Annotated in this window: 29 protein-coding genes; 23 read left to right on the top strand and 6 right to left on the bottom strand. The window is 39.3% G+C overall.

The features are described 5' to 3' along the window. Positions 1–21: 21 nt before the first annotated feature. The 5 genes from AAA071_RS05945 (at position 22) to AAA071_RS05925 (ending at position 2997) form a co-directional block, all read left to right on the top strand. The gene (locus AAA071_RS05945; protein WP_008602078.1) at positions 22–564 is read left to right on the top strand and encodes a hypothetical protein; all 543 of its coding nucleotides are present in this window, start codon (positions 22–24) and stop codon (positions 562–564) included. A gap of 72 nt (positions 565–636) precedes the next feature. After that, positions 637–1443, top strand: a complete 807-nt coding sequence (locus tag AAA071_RS05940; protein ID WP_004698310.1) for a hypothetical protein — start codon at positions 637–639, stop codon at positions 1441–1443. Positions 1444–1501: 58 nt separating this feature from the next. Then, positions 1502–2095, top strand: coding sequence for a hypothetical protein (locus AAA071_RS05935; protein WP_118091220.1), 594 nt, complete (start codon positions 1502–1504; stop codon positions 2093–2095). A gap of 84 nt (positions 2096–2179) precedes the next feature. Further along, on the top strand, positions 2180–2686 hold the full coding sequence (locus tag AAA071_RS05930) for a YfbM family protein (RefSeq protein WP_004698303.1): 507 nt from the start codon (positions 2180–2182) through the stop codon (positions 2684–2686). A gap of 23 nt (positions 2687–2709) precedes the next feature. Continuing rightward, the gene (locus AAA071_RS05925; protein ID WP_004698173.1) at positions 2710–2997 is read left to right on the top strand and encodes a DUF2695 domain-containing protein; all 288 of its coding nucleotides are present in this window, start codon (positions 2710–2712) and stop codon (positions 2995–2997) included. A 137-nt stretch (positions 2998–3134) separates the two neighbouring features. Here the strand turns inward: AAA071_RS05925 and AAA071_RS05920 are convergent, their stop codons facing one another. Continuing rightward, on the bottom strand, positions 3135–3701 hold the full coding sequence (locus AAA071_RS05920) for an NAD(P)H-dependent oxidoreductase (protein ID WP_004698115.1): 567 nt from the start codon (positions 3699–3701) through the stop codon (positions 3135–3137). A 235-nt stretch (positions 3702–3936) separates the two neighbouring features. On the opposite strand from AAA071_RS05920, the gene AAA071_RS05915 reads away from it, so the two are divergent. After that, the gene (locus AAA071_RS05915; RefSeq protein WP_024062721.1) at positions 3937–4434 is read left to right on the top strand and encodes an ECF transporter S component; all 498 of its coding nucleotides are present in this window, start codon (positions 3937–3939) and stop codon (positions 4432–4434) included. A 176-nt stretch (positions 4435–4610) separates the two neighbouring features. Here the strand turns inward: AAA071_RS05915 and AAA071_RS09520 are convergent, their stop codons facing one another. Together AAA071_RS09520 and AAA071_RS05910 are read right to left on the bottom strand one after the other, a co-directional pair. Beyond that, positions 4611–4682 carry a putative holin-like toxin gene (locus tag AAA071_RS09520; protein WP_219565824.1) on the bottom strand — a complete coding sequence of 24 codons (72 nt, stop codon included), beginning with the start codon at positions 4680–4682 and terminating at the stop codon, positions 4611–4613. Between the two features lie 612 nt (positions 4683–5294). Beyond that, positions 5295–5672 carry a carboxymuconolactone decarboxylase family protein gene (locus tag AAA071_RS05910; protein WP_008714713.1) on the bottom strand — a complete coding sequence of 126 codons (378 nt, stop codon included), beginning with the start codon at positions 5670–5672 and terminating at the stop codon, positions 5295–5297. A gap of 66 nt (positions 5673–5738) precedes the next feature. Between AAA071_RS05910 and AAA071_RS05905 the strand changes: the two genes are divergently transcribed. From AAA071_RS05905 to AAA071_RS05870, 8 genes are all read left to right on the top strand, one after another. Beyond that, the gene (locus AAA071_RS05905) at positions 5739–6101 is read left to right on the top strand and encodes a MerR family transcriptional regulator (RefSeq protein ID WP_008714715.1); all 363 of its coding nucleotides are present in this window, start codon (positions 5739–5741) and stop codon (positions 6099–6101) included. Between the two features lie 126 nt (positions 6102–6227). Further along, complete coding sequence (locus AAA071_RS05900) at positions 6228–6572, top strand: zinc ribbon domain-containing protein YjdM (protein ID WP_004698208.1); 345 nt, start codon at positions 6228–6230, stop codon at positions 6570–6572. Positions 6573–6672: 100 nt separating this feature from the next. After that, the gene (locus AAA071_RS05895; RefSeq protein WP_021148731.1) at positions 6673–7068 is read left to right on the top strand and encodes a hypothetical protein; all 396 of its coding nucleotides are present in this window, start codon (positions 6673–6675) and stop codon (positions 7066–7068) included. A gap of 10 nt (positions 7069–7078) precedes the next feature. Continuing rightward, positions 7079–7591, top strand: coding sequence for a phosphatidylglycerophosphatase A family protein (locus tag AAA071_RS05890; protein WP_058948278.1), 513 nt, complete (start codon positions 7079–7081; stop codon positions 7589–7591). A gap of 213 nt (positions 7592–7804) precedes the next feature. Then, the gene (locus AAA071_RS05885) at positions 7805–8344 is read left to right on the top strand and encodes a cysteine hydrolase family protein (RefSeq protein WP_004698113.1); all 540 of its coding nucleotides are present in this window, start codon (positions 7805–7807) and stop codon (positions 8342–8344) included. Positions 8345–8703: 359 nt separating this feature from the next. Further along, on the top strand, positions 8704–9333 hold the full coding sequence (locus tag AAA071_RS05880) for a superoxide dismutase (RefSeq protein ID WP_008714722.1): 630 nt from the start codon (positions 8704–8706) through the stop codon (positions 9331–9333). A 9-nt stretch (positions 9334–9342) separates the two neighbouring features. Further along, the gene (locus AAA071_RS05875) at positions 9343–9495 is read left to right on the top strand and encodes a hypothetical protein (protein WP_349234079.1); all 153 of its coding nucleotides are present in this window, start codon (positions 9343–9345) and stop codon (positions 9493–9495) included. 338 nt (positions 9496–9833) lie between these two features. Next, positions 9834–11480, top strand: a complete 1647-nt coding sequence (locus AAA071_RS05870) for a DUF438 domain-containing protein (RefSeq protein ID WP_302131929.1) — start codon at positions 9834–9836, stop codon at positions 11478–11480. A 217-nt stretch (positions 11481–11697) separates the two neighbouring features. On the opposite strand, the gene AAA071_RS05865 is transcribed toward AAA071_RS05870, so the two are convergent. Next, positions 11698–12885, bottom strand: coding sequence for a MalY/PatB family protein (locus AAA071_RS05865; protein WP_004698128.1), 1188 nt, complete (start codon positions 12883–12885; stop codon positions 11698–11700). Between the two features lie 439 nt (positions 12886–13324). Between AAA071_RS05865 and AAA071_RS05860 the strand changes: the two genes are divergently transcribed. After that, complete coding sequence (locus AAA071_RS05860) at positions 13325–14677, top strand: NAD(P)-dependent oxidoreductase (RefSeq protein WP_195213355.1); 1353 nt, start codon at positions 13325–13327, stop codon at positions 14675–14677. Between the two features lie 469 nt (positions 14678–15146). Further along, positions 15147–15422: a helix-turn-helix domain-containing protein gene (locus AAA071_RS05855; protein ID WP_004698196.1), complete on the top strand. Its 276-nt coding sequence runs from the start codon at positions 15147–15149 to the stop codon at positions 15420–15422. Here AAA071_RS05855 and AAA071_RS05850 read toward each other — a convergent pair. Next, positions 15400–16077, bottom strand: coding sequence for a lactate utilization protein (locus AAA071_RS05850; protein WP_004698255.1), 678 nt, complete (start codon positions 16075–16077; stop codon positions 15400–15402). The two genes, AAA071_RS05855 and AAA071_RS05850, sit on opposite strands and share 23 nt — an antisense overlap. Positions 16078–16459: 382 nt before the next feature. Between AAA071_RS05850 and pta the strand changes: the two genes are divergently transcribed. The 3 genes from pta to AAA071_RS05835 all read left to right on the top strand — a co-directional run bounded on the left by pta (position 16460) and on the right by AAA071_RS05835 (position 19131). Further along, entirely contained in the window at positions 16460–17458 is a 999-nt protein-coding gene (pta, locus tag AAA071_RS05845; RefSeq protein ID WP_004698157.1) for a phosphate acetyltransferase, read from the top strand. Between the two features lie 305 nt (positions 17459–17763). Then, entirely contained in the window at positions 17764–18567 is an 804-nt protein-coding gene (locus tag AAA071_RS05840; protein WP_004698146.1) for a hypothetical protein, read from the top strand. An 18-nt stretch (positions 18568–18585) separates the two neighbouring features. After that, positions 18586–19131, top strand: a complete 546-nt coding sequence (locus tag AAA071_RS05835; protein WP_004698203.1) for a glutathione peroxidase — start codon at positions 18586–18588, stop codon at positions 19129–19131. A 144-nt stretch (positions 19132–19275) separates the two neighbouring features. Here the strand turns inward: AAA071_RS05835 and ygiD are convergent, their stop codons facing one another. Next, a complete protein-coding gene (gene ygiD, locus AAA071_RS05830; RefSeq protein WP_004698227.1) occupies positions 19276–20058 on the bottom strand; it encodes a 4,5-DOPA-extradiol-dioxygenase in 783 nt (260 codons plus the stop codon). Between the two features lie 282 nt (positions 20059–20340). Here ygiD and AAA071_RS05825 point away from each other — a divergent pair, with 282 nt between their 5' ends. The 4 genes from AAA071_RS05825 to AAA071_RS05810 all read left to right on the top strand — a co-directional run bounded on the left by AAA071_RS05825 (position 20341) and on the right by AAA071_RS05810 (position 24116). Beyond that, positions 20341–20628: a winged helix-turn-helix transcriptional regulator gene (locus AAA071_RS05825; protein ID WP_004698176.1), complete on the top strand. Its 288-nt coding sequence runs from the start codon at positions 20341–20343 to the stop codon at positions 20626–20628. Between the two features lie 145 nt (positions 20629–20773). After that, positions 20774–21475, top strand: a complete 702-nt coding sequence (locus AAA071_RS05820) for an MBL fold metallo-hydrolase (protein WP_302131933.1) — start codon at positions 20774–20776, stop codon at positions 21473–21475. Positions 21476–21570: 95 nt separating this feature from the next. Then, a complete protein-coding gene (locus AAA071_RS05815; RefSeq protein WP_021148718.1) occupies positions 21571–22806 on the top strand; it encodes a DUF445 family protein in 1236 nt (411 codons plus the stop codon). Then, complete coding sequence (locus tag AAA071_RS05810; RefSeq protein WP_349234078.1) at positions 22803–24116, top strand: DUF445 domain-containing protein; 1314 nt, start codon at positions 22803–22805, stop codon at positions 24114–24116. Before AAA071_RS05815 ends, AAA071_RS05810 begins: the two co-directional genes overlap by 4 nt. Positions 24117–24132 lie beyond the last annotated feature (16 nt).

Raw genomic sequence — 24132 nt, 5'->3', positions numbered from 1 at the left:
GAATCTATAAGAGGTAACAATATGGATTATTTAAAAATATTACATGAAGATTCTAACTTGGCAGCAGATTTTGATGCACTATTTGATTTCTTTCTGCTTGATGAACCTACAAAACGTGATGAGGTAGAGGGGCGATGTACCTTTTCCGTGGATGGAGTAGCCTTTGCTCGTGATGGTGCAGGCGGTGAATATCATCAACTAGAGGATGGATCAATTGGATATATGAGTAGCGAAGGTGAATGCGGTCGCATAGCTGAAAGTATAGACGATTTAATTTGTTTATTGGTGTATAGCATTTGCTGGCATGACTATTGTGACTCTAGCCAATATACGGATGTAGGAATTCTTGAATCGTATGCTAAGGAGCGATATGCTCAAATTACATCTTATACAGAAATGGACGAATGGGAAACAGTTGTTAAGGCGCTAGGCATGCCTTCTGAAGCAAACTTGGCTGCTGTACTGCAAAAGTTTTACGATGCGGCACATCGAGAACCTGTATACCAAGGCTTTTACCATGAAGAAGATGGTAGTATTACGGCTTATGAAGGTCTATTCTTTTAATATGTAAAATGGGAAAATAATCAGCAATAAAAGAGTGTTTCAAGAGGTTTTGTGTTGTAATAGGAGAATCGTATGGCAATTGATGGAGTAAAGATCATAGACAGCGATGACGGTCATGATATTTATAATGCTATTGTTGAGCGGTACAAGGATGGTATCAGTGTCGATACTATAATTTCTGAAATCTTAGGTGAGGAACAAAATTTTTGTACTGATGAGTTTTACACAGAAATTTATTGGACTGCGGTGGCCTATTCTTTATGGAAGATAGGGCATCTGTCTGAGGATATCAAAGAGAAAACCTTAGACATAATCGCTCAGGGCCCTCATGAGTTTTGGCTAGACATTGATAGTAAGGCACTTAAACAGCGCCAAAAGGTATTAGATAAGTTAGCAGTACAGCTACAAAGTGAAAATCCAAAGCCTATTAAGGTTCGTAAATCTAAAACGAGGAGAGAAACTCATTTTAAGGTGGGCGACGTATTAGCTGTTAAGTTTGAAAACGACTATGGTGCCGTCTTTGTATCTGACGTGGATCAATCACCGCGGAAAATCGAATATCATTTAGCCTGTACGCGACTTTTACAAGAAGAAAAACCTACAATGGAGCAGTTTTTAAATAGTAAAATCGCCTGCCGGAAAGATAATACAAATTTCGGTATCGATACAGATTGTTGGTTTAATCATAAAGACCTAGGCCTATTGCTAGACGATTTAGAAATCATAGGGAACGTCGAACTATATCCGTGTAAATTGTGGAAACTAGCACCAGCAGGCACGTTGGAAGATATTTATGAGGAGATTACAGATAATCCTAGGATAGGAAAACTGCGTCTCATAGACACCTATGAACTGGTGAAAAAGGTTATTCAGAAATAATTATGGGGTAAACGCATTAATAGGTGGGCGTATATATAATGCTAAAGGTATAACTATAATGGATACTGTGACGAAACAATATATAGAAACTGTGAAAGTCAGTGATATACCGTGGCATCGGTTAACCACAACTTACGGTCGTGCCACAGATTTTCCTACAGAGCTTGATGTGTTGTGGAGCATGAAAAGTATTGATGCTGTTGATGCGGCTGGTGAGGCGTTAGCAATGAATATTGAGCACCAATCGACATTGTGGCATGCTACACCATTTGCTATGATTTTCTTGCTTCGTATTTTTAAGAAAGCCCTAGAAGAGAGAACTCAGAATGAAGTAGCTCATTATTTAGCAGAACAATTGGTAGACCTATTTACTGTGATTGCTGAGTGCATCCGAGATGGTCTCGTGCTAGAGCATGCAGATCCATTACCTCATTTTGTGGATATGCTTAACGAAGAATACCTTTGGTCTGAAGAATACGATGAAGACGAAGATGTTCTTAGATATGAGGAAGAAGACGTATTTCCTGATGATTTATTCTTTAGCTTTTATTACTACTCACTGCAAGTGCTTTTACTAGCTATTCCGTTATTAGATAAATCTCATGAAGGAGAAGCTAATTTACTAGACTTACTGACAGAGATAGAGTACTAAATGAGAGATAGAGTACTAAATATCTAAGGGGATAGCAGATTATTACATATCTACTGAGATTACAGGATTAGGAGGTTATGGGCTATGGGACTAATTGCAAATTATAGCTGTTTAAGCGATGCGAATTTAAAAGAAATTAAAGCCATGGGCTCAGAAGAAGAGGAAATTCTTGAAAGCGTTGAAGAGTGGAATGACGATGATGAATTATTGCTTGATATCGATAAAATGTGGGATGTACTTCACTTTGTGCTAACTGGCGTAGGCACTGACCATAAGGACGATAAGAATCCTCTTAGCCAAGCTGTGCTTGGCATAACAGCTGTTGAAGAACTATCGGATTACTTAGCGTATACGGAACACGATAAGTTAGCAGATATCGTGGCGGCTCTAGAGCAGTTTGATATGGAAGAGGCTCTTGAATCTTTTGATATGGCAGCTTGCAAAGAGGCTGAGCTATATCCAGATATTTGGGATTACGATGAGGAAGAGGAGGAAATCAAAGACGAACTTCTTCATGATTTCGAGCAAATGAAACGTTTCTACAAACAAGTACTAGACGCTAATGGGAACGTGCTTGTATCGATTTGCTAAGTTCATAAAAGGAAATTATTATCATGGATAAAGCACGTAAAAAGGAATTGTTAAAAGCATATGCAGATAAGCAGAGACAATCGTTTAAAGATAGTTTACCTATGGATGAAGAGTTGTTTTGGAATCTCTTTGATTATGTAGACGAGAAATTAGAGGAAAATGACGGTTGCGATCATAGTTTGACTTTCACTAGAGAATTCTTGGAAAAACAAAAGGTAGATGTAGAAATCGTATTAGACTGGATCGTCAACGAAGGTGGCGGTTGTGACTGCGAGGTTCTCTACAATGTAGAAGAGAGATTTGAAGAGTAATATCTATGTAATTGGGAAGGTTTTCGTATACAGCTTGTTTTTGACTTAGAGCAAACTGTAAGCAGTCTAATGAAAATTTATTTGTGATTTTGGTAACCAAGTAATCTTTGGTAAAAAATCATAGTATACTAGAAATGTTAAATACTGCCGGCGATATTAGCGATTTTGTCTAAGAAGCGCCGGCGTTTTTCGTCTGAGCTGTTTTCTGTGCCAGCCAACTGGGTATGTGTAACCGGTTTAATGCCACAGGATTTCAGAACTTGATTTTTCAATACCTTGCCATAGTCCTGAATAAACGGCGTCAAAAAGGCGGGAGTATTGTGGGTGGTGATGATCCAGGCGGATTTTCCCTGTAAATGACCTATAAGTCCTCGTTTTCCGTATGAATAGGCAAAGCCCGCTGTAAACACGCGATCGATAAAGCCTTTGAGCATTGCCGGCATACCGCTCCACCAAATTGGGTAGATAAAGACGATATGGTCTGCCCAAGTAATTAAGTTACGATACTTTTCCATGTCCGGTACAGTGCTTAAATCTCGACGTTTGTGCGTGTCATCAAATCGTAATATAGGATCGAACTGCTCCTCATATAAATCCAAGGTGTTCACATTGTGGTCTTTTGAAAGATTCTGTTGCACTACTTTCAGAATAGCGTCATTAAAACTTTGATGATTAGGATAGGTGTAAATGATTAAAATATTCATGGCTAGTTCCTTTCTTGTTAATCATCGTCAGGTTGAGAGAATCTGTATAGTAAAATGGTAGCTATATTAAGTTAAAGTCTAGTGAAGAGCACCTATTCTAAACGTAAATAACGATAAATGTTGGGAAGAGTGTATTATTAATTCCTTCTGTTTGCGGGTGTTGTTATAAAGGTATATAGTATAGATATGCGGTGTATTTTATCGCATATCTATTTTTCTTTATAAGGAGGACGCTATGCAACACGTTCAAACCCGCAGTACTACGTCTGCGTTAGTACTCACAGCCGTATTGATTGCCCTCGCAACATTGTTTACCATGTACACGAAAATTCCAGTACCTGGCATTCGCGGCTATTTCAATGTAGGAGATGTCGTTATTATGACGTCAGCTCTATTATTAGGTCGAAAATATGGCGCCTATATTGGTGCTATCGGTCCGGCGCTAGCTGATTTATTTCTCGGCTATGCAGTCTTTGTACCTATCACCTTCGTGGTGAAAGGCATTGAAGGCTATCTTGTCGGTACTGTCTATAACAATAAGACAACTACCTCTGCCTTGGTAGCAACTATCGTAGGCGGTATTGTTATCGTAGCAGGCTACTTTATCGCCGAATACTTTGTATTCGACCCAGGCGTAGCCATTGCAAGTATTTTAACTAATACTATTCAAGCTGTTATGAGCGTTATTATTAGCATGATACTCTATGCGATTTTGCGTAAACGACTTGGATAGTAAATTGACAGTCTTTAGAATTCAGACTATACTATAAGTACAAAAGAGCCAATTAACGTGTTCTAGGCGTTAGGCTCATCAAAGAAATTGTGAATTTGATAAACCTAACGTGTCTAAGTATTGCCGTACTTAGTCTTAAACGTTAGGTTTATCTTATTTTATAATCAATATATTGATTATTTCTTAAGAATTAACACTACGAGGGTAGCGAATAAAATCATTAATGATAATGCTTCGTATACAGTCATAATGTCACCTCCCTCAAAAGACGGAGATGAACCCAACTCACGTTAATGGCTCTTTCGTTATTAGTATATAGCAGAAAATATTGATTGAAAAATATGGATTAATTTCGTACAACTTGTACACAAATAAAAGGGAGACTCTATCAAGAGTCTCCCTTTTATTAGTTATAAATAGACTAATATTTATTAATAGATTTTTATTGCATAGAACATAAGTTCGGTTTATAATAAACGTAAGATAGTCGAACGAGGTTGGGACACCCTTTTTCTTTGAAGGGGGTGAAAGCCTATGAATGCTTATGAAGTCATTATGATTGTCCTCGGGATTTTAACTGTCGTTATTTCCTTTGGCGCATTGATAGTGCTGATTTGTCGTAATAACGACAAATAGCCCTTCGTTACCAACTGGTAGCTGAAAACGAAAGGCCATTTTTGCATGTCTTATAATGTTTTGGGATGAGCCTGACGGAACCACTCGTCGACTATCTCTTTATTACATTATAATGAGATTGTCGTATATCGTCAATCTGGATGCGTCGTGTAATGTACATAATATAATAATGCTGTTGAGAGGGTCCGTCGGGATCCTCTATTTTTGTTGCCGTCGTTCCTTAATTATAGTACGTTTCGTTCTTCAAAGACTGCTTTCACCGTAAATAGTGCATTCAGTACGCGTGGAAATCCTGCATAGGGGATGCAGTGGGTGCAGACCTCTACGATTTGCTCGGGCGCAATACCGACGTTGAGTGCCGCATTAGTGTGTACTTTCAGTTGAGCCTCGCAACCACCCAGCGTTAAGAGGGATGCGAGTGTAATCAGTTCCCGTTCCTTGAAATTCAAGTTGGGGCGCGTGTAGATGTCGCCGAATAGCTCGACCAATAAAGCGGCTATGGCCGGTGAAATCTCTTGAATTGTGTTATACACCTCCTCGCCGTGCAGTCCGTCAATTTGTTTCAATGTGTTCATACCGATGTTAAAACGTGTTTCTTTCATAATTATTACCTCCGTCTAGACGTATGATATATGCTCGAGTATACTTGAGGTCAAGGTGGTGAAAGTATGAAAATCGGTGAATTTTCAAAATTGGTAGGACTGTCTATTTCTACATTGCGATATTATGAGGATCAGGGGTTCCTTCACATCGAGCGACAGAACGGCATTCGCAATTACCATGCGGAGGACGTGGGTTTTGTACAGTTTGTTAAACGCTTGAAAGACATGGGGATGCCGCTTGTGAACATCAAGCGATATGCGGACTTGCGGTATGCCGGAGCTCATACGGCCCGTGAAAGAATGATACTGTTGCAGGAACACTATCGGTTTATTGAGGCTGAAATCAAACGATTGGAAGGCTATAAGAACAATCTTGAAGATAAATTGAAGTTATATGAAACTTTAGTAAAGAAAAATGAGATTGAGTAGTTTTGTATTGTAGATATTATATAGCCATTGTATTAATATGAAGCCAGTGGTCATCATATCAATATAGAGCTCGGTTTCCAAGGTATGGTATAATACTTTCATTATGTAGTGAAAAAGGAGATCTAAATGGCAAATTTACCTAACTGCCCTAAGTGTGGCGATGAGTACACATACGAAGACGGCCATATGTTTATCTGCCCTATGTGTGGCAACGAATGGACAGCGGCTGATGCACAAGCTGCAGCTGAAGCGGGTATCATTCGCGATGCTAATGGCAACGAGCTCGCTGATGGCGATACAGTTGTTGTTGTAAAAGACCTCAAAGTAAAAGGAGCGGGCGTATTGAAACAAGGTACGCGTGTAAAAAATATTCGCCTCATCACCGATGCAAGCGATGGTCACGATATCGATTGTAAAATTGATGGCTTCGGTGCGATGGCATTGAAATCTGAAATGGTTAAGAAAATCTAATCTAAGGAATCCCTACCGATAAAAATTCGGTAGGGATTTTTTCGTGGTATAATCAACTTATAATGCATATAGTAAGAGAGTTTTTAGATGAGAGGAAACTATGGTTAACCGTGTTATTTTATTGGCCTTATTAGTATCTATGATGAGTCCTATTAGTTCTCTAGCTGCAGATTTAAAGCCTGCGGACAAGCGTAATTATGAATTGCAACAACAGATTTCTTATAACGTAATCATTCCACCAGAGGCTTTTGAAACGAGTGCAGACGGAACATTAATCGTTCCTATAGAGATTAAGACGGACGATAAGGGCAATATTGTAGCTGTTGAAGCGGGTCCTAATAATTGGAAGCTAGATCGTGAAGCGTACCCAATTTTTGAGGAGGCTGCTAAAGAGGCGGCTTGGAATACTAAGCATGTTGATACTGATGAAGCGCTCGTTGTAACGATTCCCGTTAGTATTGTCATGTTATCTGATAACAATCTGAAGAAAGGATAAAGGAGGACTTATGGAGGCTACAAAAGATTTAGAGAAATATACTTACGAGCTTCTCGCTGAACGGGGTGTCACATTAGAGGACATTGCAGAGCTTGTTTTTTACGTACAAAAACCGTATATGCCGAATTTAAAACTGGAAGAGTGTCGCACAAGTGTGGCTTCTGTACTATCTAAGCGTGAGGTGCATAATGCGATTATTACGGGCATAGAGCTTGATAAGTTAACGGAGCAGAATAAACTATCTCAACCATTGCAACGTATTGTTGCTAATGATGAAAGCCTGTATGGGATTGATGAAATTTTAGCCTTTTCCATCGTTAATTTATATGGGTCTATTGGCTTTACAAACTATGGCTATTTAGACAAGGTGAAGCCAGGTATCATCAAAAAGCTAGATAGCGAAGAAGGGGGACGCTGTAATACATTCCTTGATGATTTAGTAGGTGCTGTAGCGGCAGCAGCGGCAGGGAAACTAGCACATAATGAACCAAATCGCGTGCAACATGCTATAGTAGAAGAATAGAAGTCCGTCATATATCTACTTGTCGATAAAGTATGAGGTGGGCTTCGATGACTAATTGATAACACTTTCACAACAATTTGATGACACTTTCACAACAACTTGATAACAATTTATAGAGTTGGTAGATACTATTGATGTTATAAAGAATAAAGAGTATAAATAATATTGATTGGAAATAAGTACTTTGTTTTGTAGCTATATACAGGAGGAGCTATGCAAAAGGTTCTAGTAGTTATCGATATGCAAAATGATTTTGTAGATGGTGCCCTTGGTTCATCGCAAGCACAGTTAATCGTAGATAATGTACGTAAGAAAATTGAAAGCTTTGATGGTCCTATCATCTTTACGCGTGACACGCATGATAGAGATTACTTGGAACACCAAGAAGGAAAGCTTTTACCAGTGCCACATTGCGTTAAAAATACCGAGGGCTGGCATATTGTGGATGGCTTGATTGAGGCTGCAGAAGGTCGATCAATTATGAGCCCTGTATCATTTGTAGATAAACCAAACTTTGCTTCTTTTGAGCTGCTCACTCGGTTAGAGGGCATGGATAGGGTAAATCCTATTGAGTCTATTACGCTCATCGGATTATGCACAGATATTTGCGTTGTTTCCAATGCGATTATGTTGAAAGCAGGCTTGCCAGAGATTCCTATTCACATTGATTCGAGCTGTTGTGCTGGCGTAACAGAGGAGTCCCATCAAGCGGCATTAACAACTATGAAAATGTGTCAGTGCATCATTGACTAACTTGTGGATCAAATTTATATAAAGTTATGTGATATTGCTGATCAAAAGTCACATAATAATTAACTAATTAAAGGCTGTAGGAGTTCCTATGGCCTTTTATGTTCGTCTTTTATATTGACGTTTTTCTATATAATGTGTACAATTAGATAAAGAATGATAATTCATATCAATTTGTTAGCTGAAATATTATATCCTAACTTCTGGTTACGTTAGGATAATCAGTCTCTTCTTGAAGTATATATGCTATGCTAGTAGATTGATTCTATATTACCGATGCAGGTGCATCGAATCGCTTTCACAAGAACGATGATACGAAACAGTTAGCATTGTTCTATGCCCTAAATTTAAGGAGGACTACTATGAAACCTTTCGAACTCGCACCATTACCGTATGCGTATGATTACCTTGAACCTGTTATCGATACAGAAACAATGAAATTGCATCATGATAAGCATCATCAAGCATATGTTAATAATTTGAACGCTGCCATCGCGAAATATCCTGATCTTCCGTATGGTTGTGTAGACTGCATTCTCGGCGATATTGCTAATGTGCCTAAAGATATCCGTCAAGCAGTTATCAACAATGGTGGCGGTCACAAGAACCATACCATGTTCTGGGAAATCATGACAAAACCAGATACTTCTAAATTGCAAGGTCCTTTGAAAGAGGCTATCGACGCTGAACTTGGTGGCTACGATGCTTTTGTTGAAAGCTTCTCTACTGCGGCAGCTACACGCTTTGGCTCCGGGTGGGCTTGGCTTGTAGTTAACAAAGATGGCAAGCTAGAAGTGACATCCTCTGCGAACCAAGACAACCCTCTATTGGAAGGTAAAAAAGCAATTTTATGTTTGGACGTTTGGGAACATGCATACTATTTGCACTACCAAAACCGTCGCCCAGACTATATCAAGGAATTCTTCCGAGTTATTAACTGGGACAAAGTTTCTGAAAATTACGAAAAAGCATTGAAACCACATCATGATTAAGTGGTACACTTGTTAGAAACAGAAACAGAAACAGAAACAGAAACAGAAACAGAAACAGAAACAGAAACAGAAACAGAAACAGAAACAGAAACAGAAACAGAAACAGAAACAGAAACAGAAACAGAAACAGAAACAGAAACAGTAATAGTAATAGACAAGTAATTTAAATATATAACGGATAGTTGATGTGTCTCCCTTCATGTATGAGCCGGGATGGATAATCATCTATCCGTTATTTTTATCTTTTTTTACTGTTTTTGAACGTATAATTTATTTTCTTGGTAAAGAGTTACATAATATTTTGAAAATTTTTGAATTACTTTCAAAAGTATTGCCACGGATACAGATTTTCTAATCGATATCGTTTATCATAGATTCATAGGTCATTATATATAGACCTTTTACAGTAAATAGATAGCCTTATATGCGAGATTTTTACGTATAGGGGCTCATTAATATTAGTAAGTATTTTATAAAGATTTTGACATGAGGGGCTCAAAATGGAAAAGAAATTAGATCTATCCAAATCTGTATATGATTTGGTAAAAGAATATCCTGAAGTAGCAGATATTATGAAAGAATTAGGGTTCAGCGAAATCACAAACAAGGTGATGTTGAACTCTGTTGGTAAAATCATGACCATCCCGAAAGGGGCTAAGATGAAAGGCGTATCCATGATCGATATCGTGGGCGCTTTCATGAAAGCTGGCTTTACCTTAGAAGGTGAAATGCCAAATCTATCTGGTGATGATGCGGAAACTGCGGGTCATCCTGGCGTAGCGCCTACTGCAACGGCTACAAAGTCTAATGTTACGGATACATCTGCTAACGTAGCATCTAGTACAGTTGTAGCAAATGCAGTAGAAAACAGTGAACCAGTATCTACTACAGCGACAGCTAATACTGATGAAGATTCCGAAACTAAGGCTGAAGATACAGTTCAAGATAGCGAACGAGTAGAGCAGCTCAAAGGCTTCTTGAAACGTTTAGGCACAGGTGAAGACCTTGGTGCGGTTCGTGAAGACTTTGCTAGTCAATTCGCCCATGTTGAGGCTAGTGAAATCATGAAAGCTGAACAAGGCCTTATGCGTGAAGGCACACCACTAGCAGAGGTTCAACAATTATGTGACCTTCACTCTGCCTTGTTCCACGGCTCCACTATCCATGAACAAATGGAGTCTGAACACGCTAAGGTTGAGGCTGTACTAGAAGCACAAGAAAAAAGTCAAAGCGTAGTAACGCTAGTCGAAACAGTAGGTCATCCACTCAATCGATTAACAGAAGAAAACAAGGCTCTCGATGCATTGATTGAAGCTACAAAGGTTAAGGTGGCCGATAAGACTGCTACGGTAGATGATGTGAACGAAGTGCGCCAAGTGTCTATTCACTACGCTAAGAAGGGAGACCTTTTATATCCTCATTTGAAAGTAGCCTATGATATTTCTGGTCCATCCATGGTTATGTGGACTGTTGATGACGATATTCGCGATGGCTTTGGTCGTCTAGCTCGTGCTAAGTCTATTGATGATGCTTGGTACGAAGAGTTTGATGGTCTTCTCACACGTGCTCAAGAGATGATCTACAAAGAGCAAAATATTTTGTTCCCAATCTGTGCAGAGAACTTTAGTACTGAAGAGTGGTATCAAATTTACAAAGATACAGCGCAGTATGAAGAAATCCTTGGGGTAAAACGCACTATTTGGACAGAGGCTGAAGCCGCATTAGCTACACAAATAACAAAAGCAAGTGGCGATGATAATACTATTGCTCTAATAGGTGGTAGCTTAACTGTGGATCAATTAAATGCCATGCTTAATACAATGCCAATGGAAGTAACCTTCGTTGACCACGAAGACATTAACCGTTACTTCAACGATGGTGAAAAGGTCTTTAAACGCCCTACTACAGCTATCGGTCGCGATGTATACTCTTGCCATCCTCCAAAGATAGAGCCTATCGTACGCGGTATTATTGAATCCTTCCGCAAAGGGGAACGCGATAATGTGGCGGTATGGCTTGAAAAACAAGGTCGTCCGTTCTATGTCAATTACATGGCTGTTCGTGATCAAAACAATAACTATATTGGTACATTGGAACTCGTACAAGACATGCAATTTGCAAAAGATCATTTCGCTAGAACTAAATAAGACCCTATATATGTGGTAACCTGAATAGGTAACATATATGAGACATATATAGAAAAGTAAGACATGTATAGAAAAGAGGCTGCTCTACACGATTTGATGGTAGAGCAGCCTTTTTGCATACCTTATAGTTTACCGCACATACATCCCTGTATGTACTAAGGTTGTGTAGGGGATAGTATGATTAAATACAATTATTATGCTTAATATGGCTGATATATTAAATATTTCTAATAATGCTGTGGGTAGCGCTTTTTATATTTTCTAGGCTTGTAGCTAAGTTAAGACGTACAAAGGTTGCGTAGCTTTCACCTCCGAACCATTCGCCAAAGCTTGGTGCGAGGCGGCATTTGTTTTCGAATAGGTCGTGCATATCTTCGGGCTTTACATAGGCACTAAAGTCAATCCACGCTAAATAGGTGCCATCCATAGGGCTGATGCGGATTTTTGGTAATGCCGTACAAAGCTCTCGGCATAGATATTCATAGTTTTCACGAACCATGGCCAGTACATCTGTTAACCATGCTTCGGCCTCTGGGTGAGTGTAGGCTGCTGTGATGGCAGTTTCGGCAATAACGTCTGAGTCCGTATGGTATACATGAGCTTTATAGGCGTTGAATTGGCTTCGTAGCTTTTCGTTAGGAATGATAACCTCTGCGTGGTGCAAGCTAGCCATATTGAATGACTTGGACAAGGAGGACATGGCAATCATGTTATCTGCATAGGCTCCGTTCTTTACGGTTAAGGCTGATGTAAAGGCTGTTGGTCCTGTGATGAGATCTTGATGGATTTCATCACTTATGATGAGCACATTATGCTGTTGGCAGATACTAAATAATCGGTCCATCTCCTCTTCCGTCCACACATGCCCCACAGGATTGTGTGGGTTGCAGTGAATGAACAGCTTCACATCATGTTCGGTGATAGCCTTTTCAAATGCATCGTAATCCACGGTGTAGCGATTATCTTTGTTACGCATCATGGGAACAGCGATGATTTGACGTTGTGCATCGCTGGCGCTCGTATCAAAGGCGCCGTATACAGGACTTAGAACGGCGATGGAATCGTTTGGTTTTGTGAAAGCCCCAATACACCACATAATACCAGTAATTACATTGGGGGCGCTTGTAAGCCATTCTTCTTGAAGCTTACAATGGTGACGGCGTTTATACCAGCTTATAACAGCCTCTATATAATTTGGATTTGTCATAGTATAACCTAACGGATTGGCTTTCACATAGTTACAGATGGCATTTTGGATGCACTGAGGTGGCATAAAGTCCATATCTGCCACCCATAATGGTAATAGGTCGGTGCGACTGAATTTTAAATGCTCACCGTCCCATTTTCGGGAATGAGAACCGCGGCGGTCTATATAGTATTTGCTAGTGAATTCTGCTGTGTTCATAAGAAACCTCATATAAGGATATACCTTGGCTTTTATATCTTTAATTCTTATATGTATGTATATATTCAATTACGAAATAGATATTTCTATTCTGTAAGGTGTATCTCTAATTCTTATTACTGTATCTATTATCAGTATACATGCATCCTATTATATGTAAATGGACTTGTATAAAATCTATGCAATCCTTGCATGAATAGGGGCTATATTCGTATACAAAAGGTGCTATATTTGCTTGACTGTTGGGACTTTCACAATTTAGAATATACTATAGAATAGTGTGAGTCTGACCAGTGACCACACGTCTATCGAATGGTTACAAAAGATAAATGTTAGCAGCATGTGGCGGCGTCCCTATGTGAGAGGGCTCATCGGAATGCTTAGGTGCATGCAACGCTGTAAGTATAGTATACTGGATCCTTGTTAGGAGGCATGTGCCATGAGTAACGAATTAAAACCACTACATTTTGATGCGGATTATACGATGGAGGAAGCGCTCGCGGAGGCGAAACGTTGTCTAAATTGTCCGAAACCATTGTGTAAAATGGGTTGTCCTATTGAGAACGAAATTCCTCGTTTCATTCAAGCCATCGCACGCGGTAACTTTGGTGAGGCCAATGATATTTTGGCGGAACGCACAAACTTACCATCCATCTGTGGTCGCGTATGCCCACGTGAAAATCAATGTGAAGGCAACTGTATCATGAATAAGGCGAAAAAACCGCCTATTAATATCGGTAAATTGGAACGCTTTGCTGCTGATTTTGAAAGCATCAATGAACTTCGCAAACCTAAGAAAATCAAACAAGATCTTGGTAAGGTTGCTGTCGTAGGTTCCGGCCCTGCAGGCTTGTCCGTAGCCGGTGATATAGCTAAACTTGGTTATGATGTAACTGTATTTGAAGGCCAATCTGAACCAGGTGGGGTACTCTTATTCGGTATTCCAGAATTCCGTTTGTCTAAAGCCGTTGTACGTCGTGAAATCGCTCGTCTTGAAGGCTTAGGCGTTAAATTCGTATGCAATACATTTATCGGTCAAGATAAAACTTTGGATGATCTCTTTGCTGAAGGTTTTGACTCTATCTTTATCGGTACTGGTACGCATATTCCTCAAGAAGTGCGCATGGAAAACGATGAAGTGCATGGCGTATTCCAAGCAATGTATTTGTTGACGAATGTACAATTGGTAGAAAATGGCGAGCTTGATGAAGAACAAATTCCTGTTAAAAAAGGCGATCGCGTAATTATCATCGGTGGTGGTAACGTAGCGATGGATGCAGCTCGTACATGCGTGCGTTTAGGTTGTAAAGCGGTAACTGTAGCATACCGCCGTAGCCAAGAGCAAATGCCAGCTTTGTTATCTGAATACGAAGAAGCGCGCGCTGAAGGTGTTCAATTCCAATGGTTCGCTTCTCCAGTAGGCGTAGAAGGTAAAGATAAGGTAGAAGGCTTTAAATACGAAGTGATGGCACTTAACGAAGATGGTGCAGGTATCCACGGCACTGGTAACTTCCAAGTAATGCCTGTAGATAAAATCATTATCGCTGCAGGTCATAAACCAAATGCTCGTCTTGTTGGGGAAGGTAATAACCTACAAGTAGACGAAAAAGGTTACATCATTACTGCAGAAGATCCTTATGGCATGACTAACCGTAAAGGCGTATTTGCAGGCGGTGACGTTGTACATAAACCAGCTACTGTAGTATTAGCGATGCGTGAAGCTAAAAAAGCTGTTGATGGCATGGTTAAATACATGGAAATCAAAAAAGCACAAGAAAGCATTACTCAATAATCTTATATAAATACATAGAAAGGACTATACAGTTGAACCGTATAGTCCTTTTGTATTGTTAATAGACTTATTATTTCTCAATGTATGTTAACAATATTGCGTATTTACTATACATCGTATAGTCTTCTTGTAGTATTAATAGAACTAGGTGATTTTATAAATCAAGTATATGCATAATGTATGAATGCTGTATAGAAATGGTAATATATAGATAATACCTGTATTTTTTGATTTATTCACTGTATTTTTAATGATAATAATTTTTATATATACTAAAATTCCACGAAATGATGAAATCCTACGAAACGTAATCTACATAGTAAAAAGCCTTAACTAAACTAATTTAGACATTAGTTTTTGTTAAGGCTTTTGTGTTATTGCATTTCAACTACTACTAGGCACTGACTGAGCCTAGCCGTATAGTAAAGGCATAAGTATGTGTTGAGGGAGAAAGTAGATAGAGGTTGGCATGAATCCTATCGTATGTTGTCAAGACTTACAAGTTCGACAAGAAATTCATAAACTTGGCGTATTGATTTTACTTTGGCGCAGACAATTGGGAATGACCCAGTATCAATTAGCAGATAAATCTGGTCTAGCCCAATCTTATATTAGTGATCTTGAAAGTGGTTCTATCGATCCGAGGTGGTCTACAATTTATCGGGTTGTATACGGACTCGGAGAAATGAGTGTACAAGATTTTTTGAATGGACCTCAAGCTATTAGAAGCCTAAAGATTCATTAATGATGATGACTTCCATGGTTTGCATATTGCGCATCTTTTTATAGTAAATCGTTAATGCATTGCATATACGATCTGGAGAACCACAGTCATAGCATTTTTCTTCTAATCTAGAACATGGATTGAGAGAGCTCTTTTTGTTCTTTTTGCTATTGAGCGGAGCGGCCACATTCCGTGCACGATAGATGGCGGAAGCTAAATCTGGTGTGATTTTGTTGATGCCTAGCACAAAAAATACCTCTTGAGAGCCAAAGAGTGAGGCGGCAACACGATTACCCGTACCATCGATATTGACCATTTCCCCCGTTTGAGCAAGAGCATTTACAGAGGTGAGAAATACATCACGTCCCATGGTGCGCAATGCGGTGTCGCGGAAGCTTTCACCAGGAAGGGGACGTTGAATATCTGTTATATCATCGTTGACCTGGGCTAAGACATCATGAACCTTGAGCTCCAATAAGGTGTGAGAATCACCGATGGCTACACGTTTATTTTGAATACGACCTTTTAAATAGGAAATAGCTTCTGCGCCTGTTTCAAAATAATGAACTACAAATTTATTTCGCTCCAAGGCTTTAATCGTTTTCTCTATGTCTATAGGCGTTTCGTTATTTTCTGGATTTATAACGGCGTTGATTGTTGTCTCAGTATTTGCCATAAGCCCTCCTAAATGGGTGTATAAGGAATATAAATTGGCATTTGGCTATCCGTATTTTGTTTCTATTATTGTAGCGTGTATGTGTAAAGAGTTCAATTATTGGTATGTAGTTCGTAGATAAAACTTATTTGAGGCGTTAGGTTTTAAATTAAAAAATTAGGAATCTAATCCAATCTTATATTTAAAATGATAAAAAGTTGGAATGAAATCCAAGTTGATAATTAAAATTGAGAAAAGTTGGAATGAGTTTCAACTTTCACAAAAAGAGTATAATACTAGGAATGATATGTTAAGAAATAATTTTTACTTTTACCAATAGGTTGAATTTGCTATAATAATAGTATTGATATGGCGTAATGCCAATGTTAAGGAGGCAAAAATCGTGGATTTAATTCAAAATTTGAAAAACCAAGTAAAACCATTAGGTAAAAAAATCGTATTGCCAGAGTACCAAGATGAACGTGTTTTGGTAGCTACTGAAATCATTTTAAAAGAAGGTTTCTGCACACCTGTATTAGTAGGTAATCCTGCTGAAATCGCTGAAGCGGCTAAAGCTGCTGGCGTTTCTATCGAAGGCGCTGAAATCATCGATCCTGCTAACTACGATCGTTACCAAGAAATGGTTGATACATTCGTAGAATTGCGCGCTAAAAAAGGTATGACTCCTGAAAAAGCTGACGCAACTATGAAAGGCGACTGCTTATTCTTCGGCGCTATGCTTGTTCGTCTTGGCGCAGTAGATGGCATGGTTGCTGGTTCTGCTACTCCAACTGCATCTGTATTGCGCGCTGCATTACAAGTTGTAGGTACTAAACCAGGTCTTAAAACTGTATCCTCCACAATGGTTATGTTCACAGATAAAAAAGAATATGGCGATGATGGCATGCTCATCTTCTCCGACTGCGGCGTATTGCCTAACCCAACTAGCGAACAATTAGCTGATATTGCAGAATCCACTGTAGAAAAAGCTCGCAAAGTTGTTGGCATGGCTGATCCTCGCGTATCCATGTTGTCCTTCTCCACTAAAGGTTCCGCTTCCACTCCAGAAGTAGACAAAGTAGTAGAAGCTGTTAACATGTTGAAAGAACGTAATGTGGACTTCAAATTCGACGGCGAATTACAATTGGACGCTTCCATCGTTCCTTCCGTAGCAGAAAAGAAAGCTCCTGGTTCTCATGTAGCTGGTAAAGCTAACATCTTGATTTTCCCTGATCTTCAATCTGCTAATATTGGTTACAAATTGGTTCAACGCTTCGCTGGAGCTGACGCTATTGGTCCATTGATTCAAGGTTTGGCTAAACCTATCCATGACCTTTCTCGCGGTTGCTCCGCTCAAGACGTTGTAGATGTTGCGGCTATCGCTGCTGTTGAAAGCATCTAATTTCCATAATAACTTCATTTGAACGATTCAATGAAATATAAAAAGCTGATTCTTCGGAATCAGCTTTTTTGTTTTATACAGATATTGTTTGATATCTTTTGTAAATATATTGGTGAAAGCATATAGTGTTTGTAAGTTAATTTAGAACATAGAGAGTCAGAAAAATATAGTAGTTGTTTACATTTATATAGAAGGTGTATGATTAAGTTAAGAATATTTAATTAATATATTTAATCAATGTTTGAGTAAATGCACTTGATATGTACAAGTGTAGTTGTGTTTAGAGTCGTGAAAAGGAGAGGGCTATGATTTCTGTATTCGACACAAATCCCATTATTTTTGAAAGTGATGATCGTACCTTAACGATTAGTTACAATGGTGTACTTTGTAAAGATGCAAATGGGCAGGTTGTAACCGACATTAATTTTGAAGATGTAAATGAGCTTCATCTCACAAGATATTTAAATTCAAACTCTAATTATACGATTGTGTTTAGAGACCACAATTGGAAAAATATTGAAGGCCAAGATTTAGATACTGACCGTACAGATTGTAATGGTGGTCATAATATTCGTGAAACCAAAGCAATCATTGCTGCCTTTGCTCGCCATAAATTGACAGCGGACTTCCCTGCAAATTTAGACACGCTTCAATTACCATTGGATTATTCCATTATGGGTAAACGAGAAATTACCATTAAAAATGGCGTTATCTCTAATGGCAAGGTAGATATTCCTATTAAAGATATCCGTCGCGTAGTATGTGCATCTAATGGCACGATTAGCAAGCTTTTAGTATACAAGGAAGAAAAACCTAGCTCTTTCTTTAAAAAAATTTTTGATTCTCCTGATATGAAAATCACATTGAATGCAATCACATTACCTTTGTTGGAGGCTATCGTAACGCGCAATACAGGCCATGGTATTGATTTTACCCGCGGTAACGGTTTTGACCAAAAGGATTCCAACTATATTATTATCCGCTATCTTGACTCTGGTTACTTCCTTGATAAAGATGGTACAGCCCCTACAGAATGGCAGGAAACAGCCTCTGAAACAACGGCGGCCTTTGATTATGATATTCGTTATAAATATAATAGCGATTATTAATATAAGTTAGGAGATAGTATGTCTGTTTATCAATTTTCTCTGCCTACAAAGTCTGGTGAGTTACAATCATTGAAAGATTTTGAAGGCAAGGTTCTTATCATTGTTAATACGGCCAGTAAATGTGGTTTTACACATCAATATGAAGCCTTAGAGGCTTTATATAAGCAATATAAGGAGCAAGGCTTAGAAATTATCGCCGTTCCTTCCAATCAATTTGGAGAAGAAGAACCTGGTTCAAATAGCGAAATTCAATCGTTTTGTAAATTAAATTACGGTGTGACCTTTACGGTTATGGGAAAGGCAGATGTGCGCGATGAAAGTGCATTAGATCTTTTCAAATACATGATTCGAGAACATCCATTCCAAGGCTTCCCAGCTAGTGATAAGACGGAAATGCTTACGGATTATCTTAATGGTATTGACCCTAATTATCTAAATGATGATGAAGTAAAGTGGAATTTTACTAAATTTGTTGTAGATCGTAAAGGTAATGTAGTGGGCCGTTTTGAGCCTGTTGTAAGCCCAGAGGAAATGGAAGCTTTCATTAAAGAATTACTAGTGTAGTTTATATTCCTGAGGTGAGTACAGGCTGCACTTAATCAATTTAAATCAAATATTGAAAAATAATAGACATATAAAAACTGCTTGTACCATAGGTACAAGCAGTTTTTGTGTGTATAGATTTATATAGTATTAGTGTGTAAGTTATTATTCTGCATCCTCAAAGATAAAGCCTGTCATGGATAGGGAGCCTAAATTATAAGTTTGATTAAATACAGTCGGTTTTGCACTTTCACTCGCACCCATAATATAAATTAATGGCAGATAGTGATCTGGTGTAGGTGCTGCATAGCTAGCCTGAGGATGTCGAGTGTAATTAACAATAGCATCTATATCGTTTTCTAAGACTGCCTTAGAAATGTATTGGTCAAACTCAATTGTGGCGGAGGTGCCGGATGGACTGTCCCATTCTATGCGTCTTAGATTATGAACGATATTACCGCTACCCATAATAAGATAGCCTTCATCGCGTAATGACTGAAGTTTTGTTCCTAGTTGATAGGCTTCTTTTGGGCTCAGGTGTTTGTTGATAGATAGTTGGACAACTGGAATTGATGCATCAGGGAACATGTGAACTAACACGGTCCACATGCCGTGATCGATGCCCCAAGTGTCATTTATAGAAACGGAGTTACCCAGTAATTTTTGTACTTCTTTCGTTAAATTGCTGTCACCCTTTGCAGGATATACAACTTCGTAGAGTTCTTGAGGGAATCCATACATATCGTAAATTTGTTTTGGATTCTCTGCACTTTGAATATAGGTGCCATCTGCATACCAATGGGCGGAGATGGCAAGTATGGCTTTTGGTTTGCCATACTTGTTGATTATATTTTGTCCTATACTTGTAAAAGTATTTGTTGTTTCTGTATGTTCTAAGGCCATCATGGGACTGCCATGGCCTACGAATAATGTTGGCATGCGTTTCATAATATCACCTACTGTTTATAAATATAAAAATTAATATTTGTTTAAAGGTATTGATTTAATTATAAGCGAGGGCTATTGGTTGCAGTCAATAGCCCTCGGTGTCTTTATATACGTTGTTTTGTATTGGGAGGATGAGTGTTGCATATAGAGACATGAAAATAGATTGAGATATTAGTTTTGCACTGCCGTAAAACGTTGGCGACCTGCGTTACCATTGGCACCGATTACTAAAATATTCATGATCTAGTTGGCAGATGTCCTTTTGCAACGAGCCAAAAGTTATTGGCTGGCAAATGGTCTTTGTTGATTATGCATGAGTTGTCTGAAGGTCCTGTGCGCTTTCGTGAGTTAGAGCGTCGTCTACATCCCATTACGCAAGCTACATTGACAAGAGCGTTGCGTCAAATGGAGGATGATGGACTTGTACATCGTGAAGTATACGGTACCATTCCACCAAAGGTTGAATATAGCCTTACCGAAGTGGGGGCAGGTTTTAAGACTGTTTTAGTATCCCTTGAAAACTGGGGTAACCAATATATCGACTATATGAAAGCCGCTGGTCGCATCTAAGAAATGCCAGCGGCATTTCTTTTCAGTTTTTGCTACTATTAAATTGTATTAGTCCTTGTTATATCTAAGCGTAGGTACAAAAAATATGGTATAATAAAAAATACGAATGATATAAATTCTCAATAAATGAGAGGTATTGATAATAATGTTGAATGTAACTTTTTTAGCTCATAGCGGCTTCCTCGTAGATGACGGTAAGCGTTGCTATGTGTTTGATTATTATAAGGATCCTAATAATATTGTTTGGCAATTGGCAAAACGAGGCCGTGAGCTTTGGTTCTTTGTGACACATACTCATGGGGACCACTTTAATCCGTCCATTACAGAATTTGATGGTCCTCAAACTCGCTATATTTGCCATCAAGATGTGCCGTTAGAGGGCAAAGTAAAAAAATGTATTACCATGCGTCCTGGCCAAGATGCGACATTAGATGATGTAGGCATCCATATGTATGGCAGCACCGATGAAGGCGGTTCTTTTTACGTAAAGACAAATACGGCCAATATCGACTCTGACTCTATCTTCCATGCAGGCGACCTTAATTGGTGGCATTGGCTTGGCGATACGCCAGAAAACAATGCGGATGCAAAGCGTATGGCTTGGCGTGAGTTCAAGGAATTAGATGGTTTGTCCGTAGATGTAGCGATGTTCCCTGTAGATAATCGTTTGGAAGACGCTATGGAATGGGGTAGTATTGAATTTTTGCGCCGTGTACAGGTGAATAAAGCCTTTATTCCAATGCATTTGAATGGTCCATTATGGACACCGTCTGTGTACTTTAAAGCTCTCTTTGGGGAGGTGCCGATTTGGGAACCTCAAAAAGATGGCGATGAGGCTACATTTTAGATTGTAGATATAATTGTGAAAGTCCGTAGACCTCGAGGTCACTACGTTATATAGGAACAGTCTATAAGCGTAATTGAGTAAGTTAGGATCAAGTGATGATGAAAACCAAACCAGTGGCAACCACCCTGTTGGTTGTCATGGCTATTATATTTTTAATTTCATATCCGCAGCAACATGATACATTTTGGGCCTTTATCATGCATATCTCTGGGGCAGCTATGATAGGTGGCCTCGCGGACTGGTATGCAGTAACGGCTCTCTTTACGAAGCCTTTAGGCATTCCTTTCAAAACGGCAATCTTGCCGCGCAGTAAGGAACGATTAATTCAGATAGGTCGCACTATGCTCAGCGAAGAGCTATTGCGCGTGCCACAGATGTATTATGCTATCAAAAAAGAACGCGTTATGGTCCGTATCGTTGAATACGGCATGAGCGATATGGGACAAGTTCAAATTCGAAATCTCTTGTACGGTGTGGGGAATCAAGTTTTATCTCATATGGATATTGAACCGATGCGCCAAGAGATTAATAAGGCCATTTATAAGGGGGTTACAAACTGGAAAGCAACACCCCTCGTTATTCTCTTTGGCCGTTGTATGCTAGAACGTCACACAGCAAGCGTGTTTTGGCTTTATTTTAACCGCACATGTCAGCGTGTTATCGCATCAAATCAGGTATATCCGTATTTGTATCGCGTCATGCTAGACATTATGAAAACTTATACAAAGGATTCTTTCTTTCGTGAATTGGCCATCGCCTTTGGCGGAGATGGACTTTCACCAGAACGATTGGTAGAAACGGTACAGAAAAAAGCCGTTCAATTCTTGAAGGAAAATGAATCTATTGACTCTGCATTGGGGCGCTATGTATGGGGCCAAGCTATTCGCTTTTTCAATAATTTGGAAACTAATACAGAGTGGCAAGCTTTCATCGAAGAACATAAAAATCAGTGGATTAGAATGGTTCTTGAAGAATGGGAAGGCAAACTTATCGATGGGGATACATTGGATTGGAAACGCCTCATGGACATCGTTATGGAGCGCTTTAATGTGCTCGGTACCGAAATTTTGTTGAATCCAGATAAGCAGGCGCCGTTTGAGCGGTTCTTCTTGTTGCGTAGTATTCCGTGGTTGCAGAAATTGAATCCCCTCATCGACAGTGTGGTAGGTCAGGAATTATCTCGCTATTCGCCAGATGAAATCACTCAAATTGTGCGCGGCAAAATGTACTATGACCTTCAAATGGTGCGTATTAATGGTTCCCTTATAGGGGCTGTCCTTGGCGGCATCTTATACGGTTTGACCATCATTGTAGAGGGGGTGATCAAATGATTAGTTATTTGAAATCCCTTACCTTGAAACAGCGTGCTAATGGCATTTTAGGCTTGACTGCCGTATTGTATTGTTTTGCTTTTGTAGGACAATTTTTCTTTGGCTATGAAAGTTGGTATCAACCGTTGTACTGGGCTGTTCAATCTGCCCTCATCGGTAGTGTGGCCGACTGGTTTGCTGTAACAGCATTATTCCGTAAGCCACTAGGTTTCCCATATCATACAGCGCTAATTCCTCGAAATAAAGATCGCCTCATTAATGGCGTTATTAAACTTGTAGAGACGAAGATGCTTACCAAGGAGCGTTGTAAAGTATTATTAAAAAATGTGCAATTTGTGCCATTGTTTGAGAAGTTCTTGTTGTCTCCTGAGGGGCAGCGAGCAGCACGTCTTGTGATTCATCAAGGACTACACCTTTTATGGAAATCTCAAACTAATGAAGAATGGGCACAATGGGGGGCAAAACGCATTCGTGGATTGCTTCAACAACATTCTCTCGTGCCCGTTTTGAAACACGTATTACTCGATTTATGTGAGCATAATCGCTATGAAAGTATGGTTGTGCAAGTTCTAAACGTGATTCAAGAACGGATTAATCATCCAGCTATGGTTACCTGGCTTACTGCTGTCGTAGCAGAAGAGGCACATAAGAAAAAGCGAAAAGGCTTCTGGTCTGACTTCCTTATTTCTATGTCCGAAGCTACCGATGTAGTAAACTATCAAGAAATGGCAGAGGCTATCGTTCAAGAGGCCTATGCTATGTTGGAAAGCTGGAAACGGCCCAATAGCCCCGAACGAACTGCTTGGTTGCGACAATGGGTAGAACCAATTCGTAATATTGAACAGAATCATGAAGTCTGCGATGCTCTTGATGAAGCGTGGGAACGTTGGATTCGCGAACAAGACTGGGAATCTGTTATCGAAAACCATTTATGCCCTTATATGGAAGAACTATTGCTCGTAGGGGATGAAAACGGAGAAACTCCGGCTCAGGTTTTAGTTAATATTGCTCTTGAATTATGGAATGTATACGGTCAATCAGAAGATCTTAGAAATCGTATTGAAAAAACCTTACACGATATTGGCGACTACGTACTTGAACAAGGGTATGACCTCATTGAAACTATCATACGTCAAGTATTAGGTGGCCTCAGTACAGATAAATTTATTTACTTTATCGAATCTAAGGTGGAGGACGATCTCAGCTGGATCCGCATTAATGGTGCTATCGTTGGTGCTGTAGCGGGTCTGCTTGTATGGACCTTCCTAGAATATGTATATATGCCGTTTTGGCAACAATTTGTAGGCTAAAGTTAATTATCTATAA

This window comes from Veillonella parvula, assembly GCF_040097785.1.
Lineage (GTDB): Bacteria > Bacillota > Negativicutes > Veillonellales > Veillonellaceae > Veillonella > Veillonella parvula_D.
This window is presented reverse-complemented; position numbering and strand designations above follow the sequence as displayed.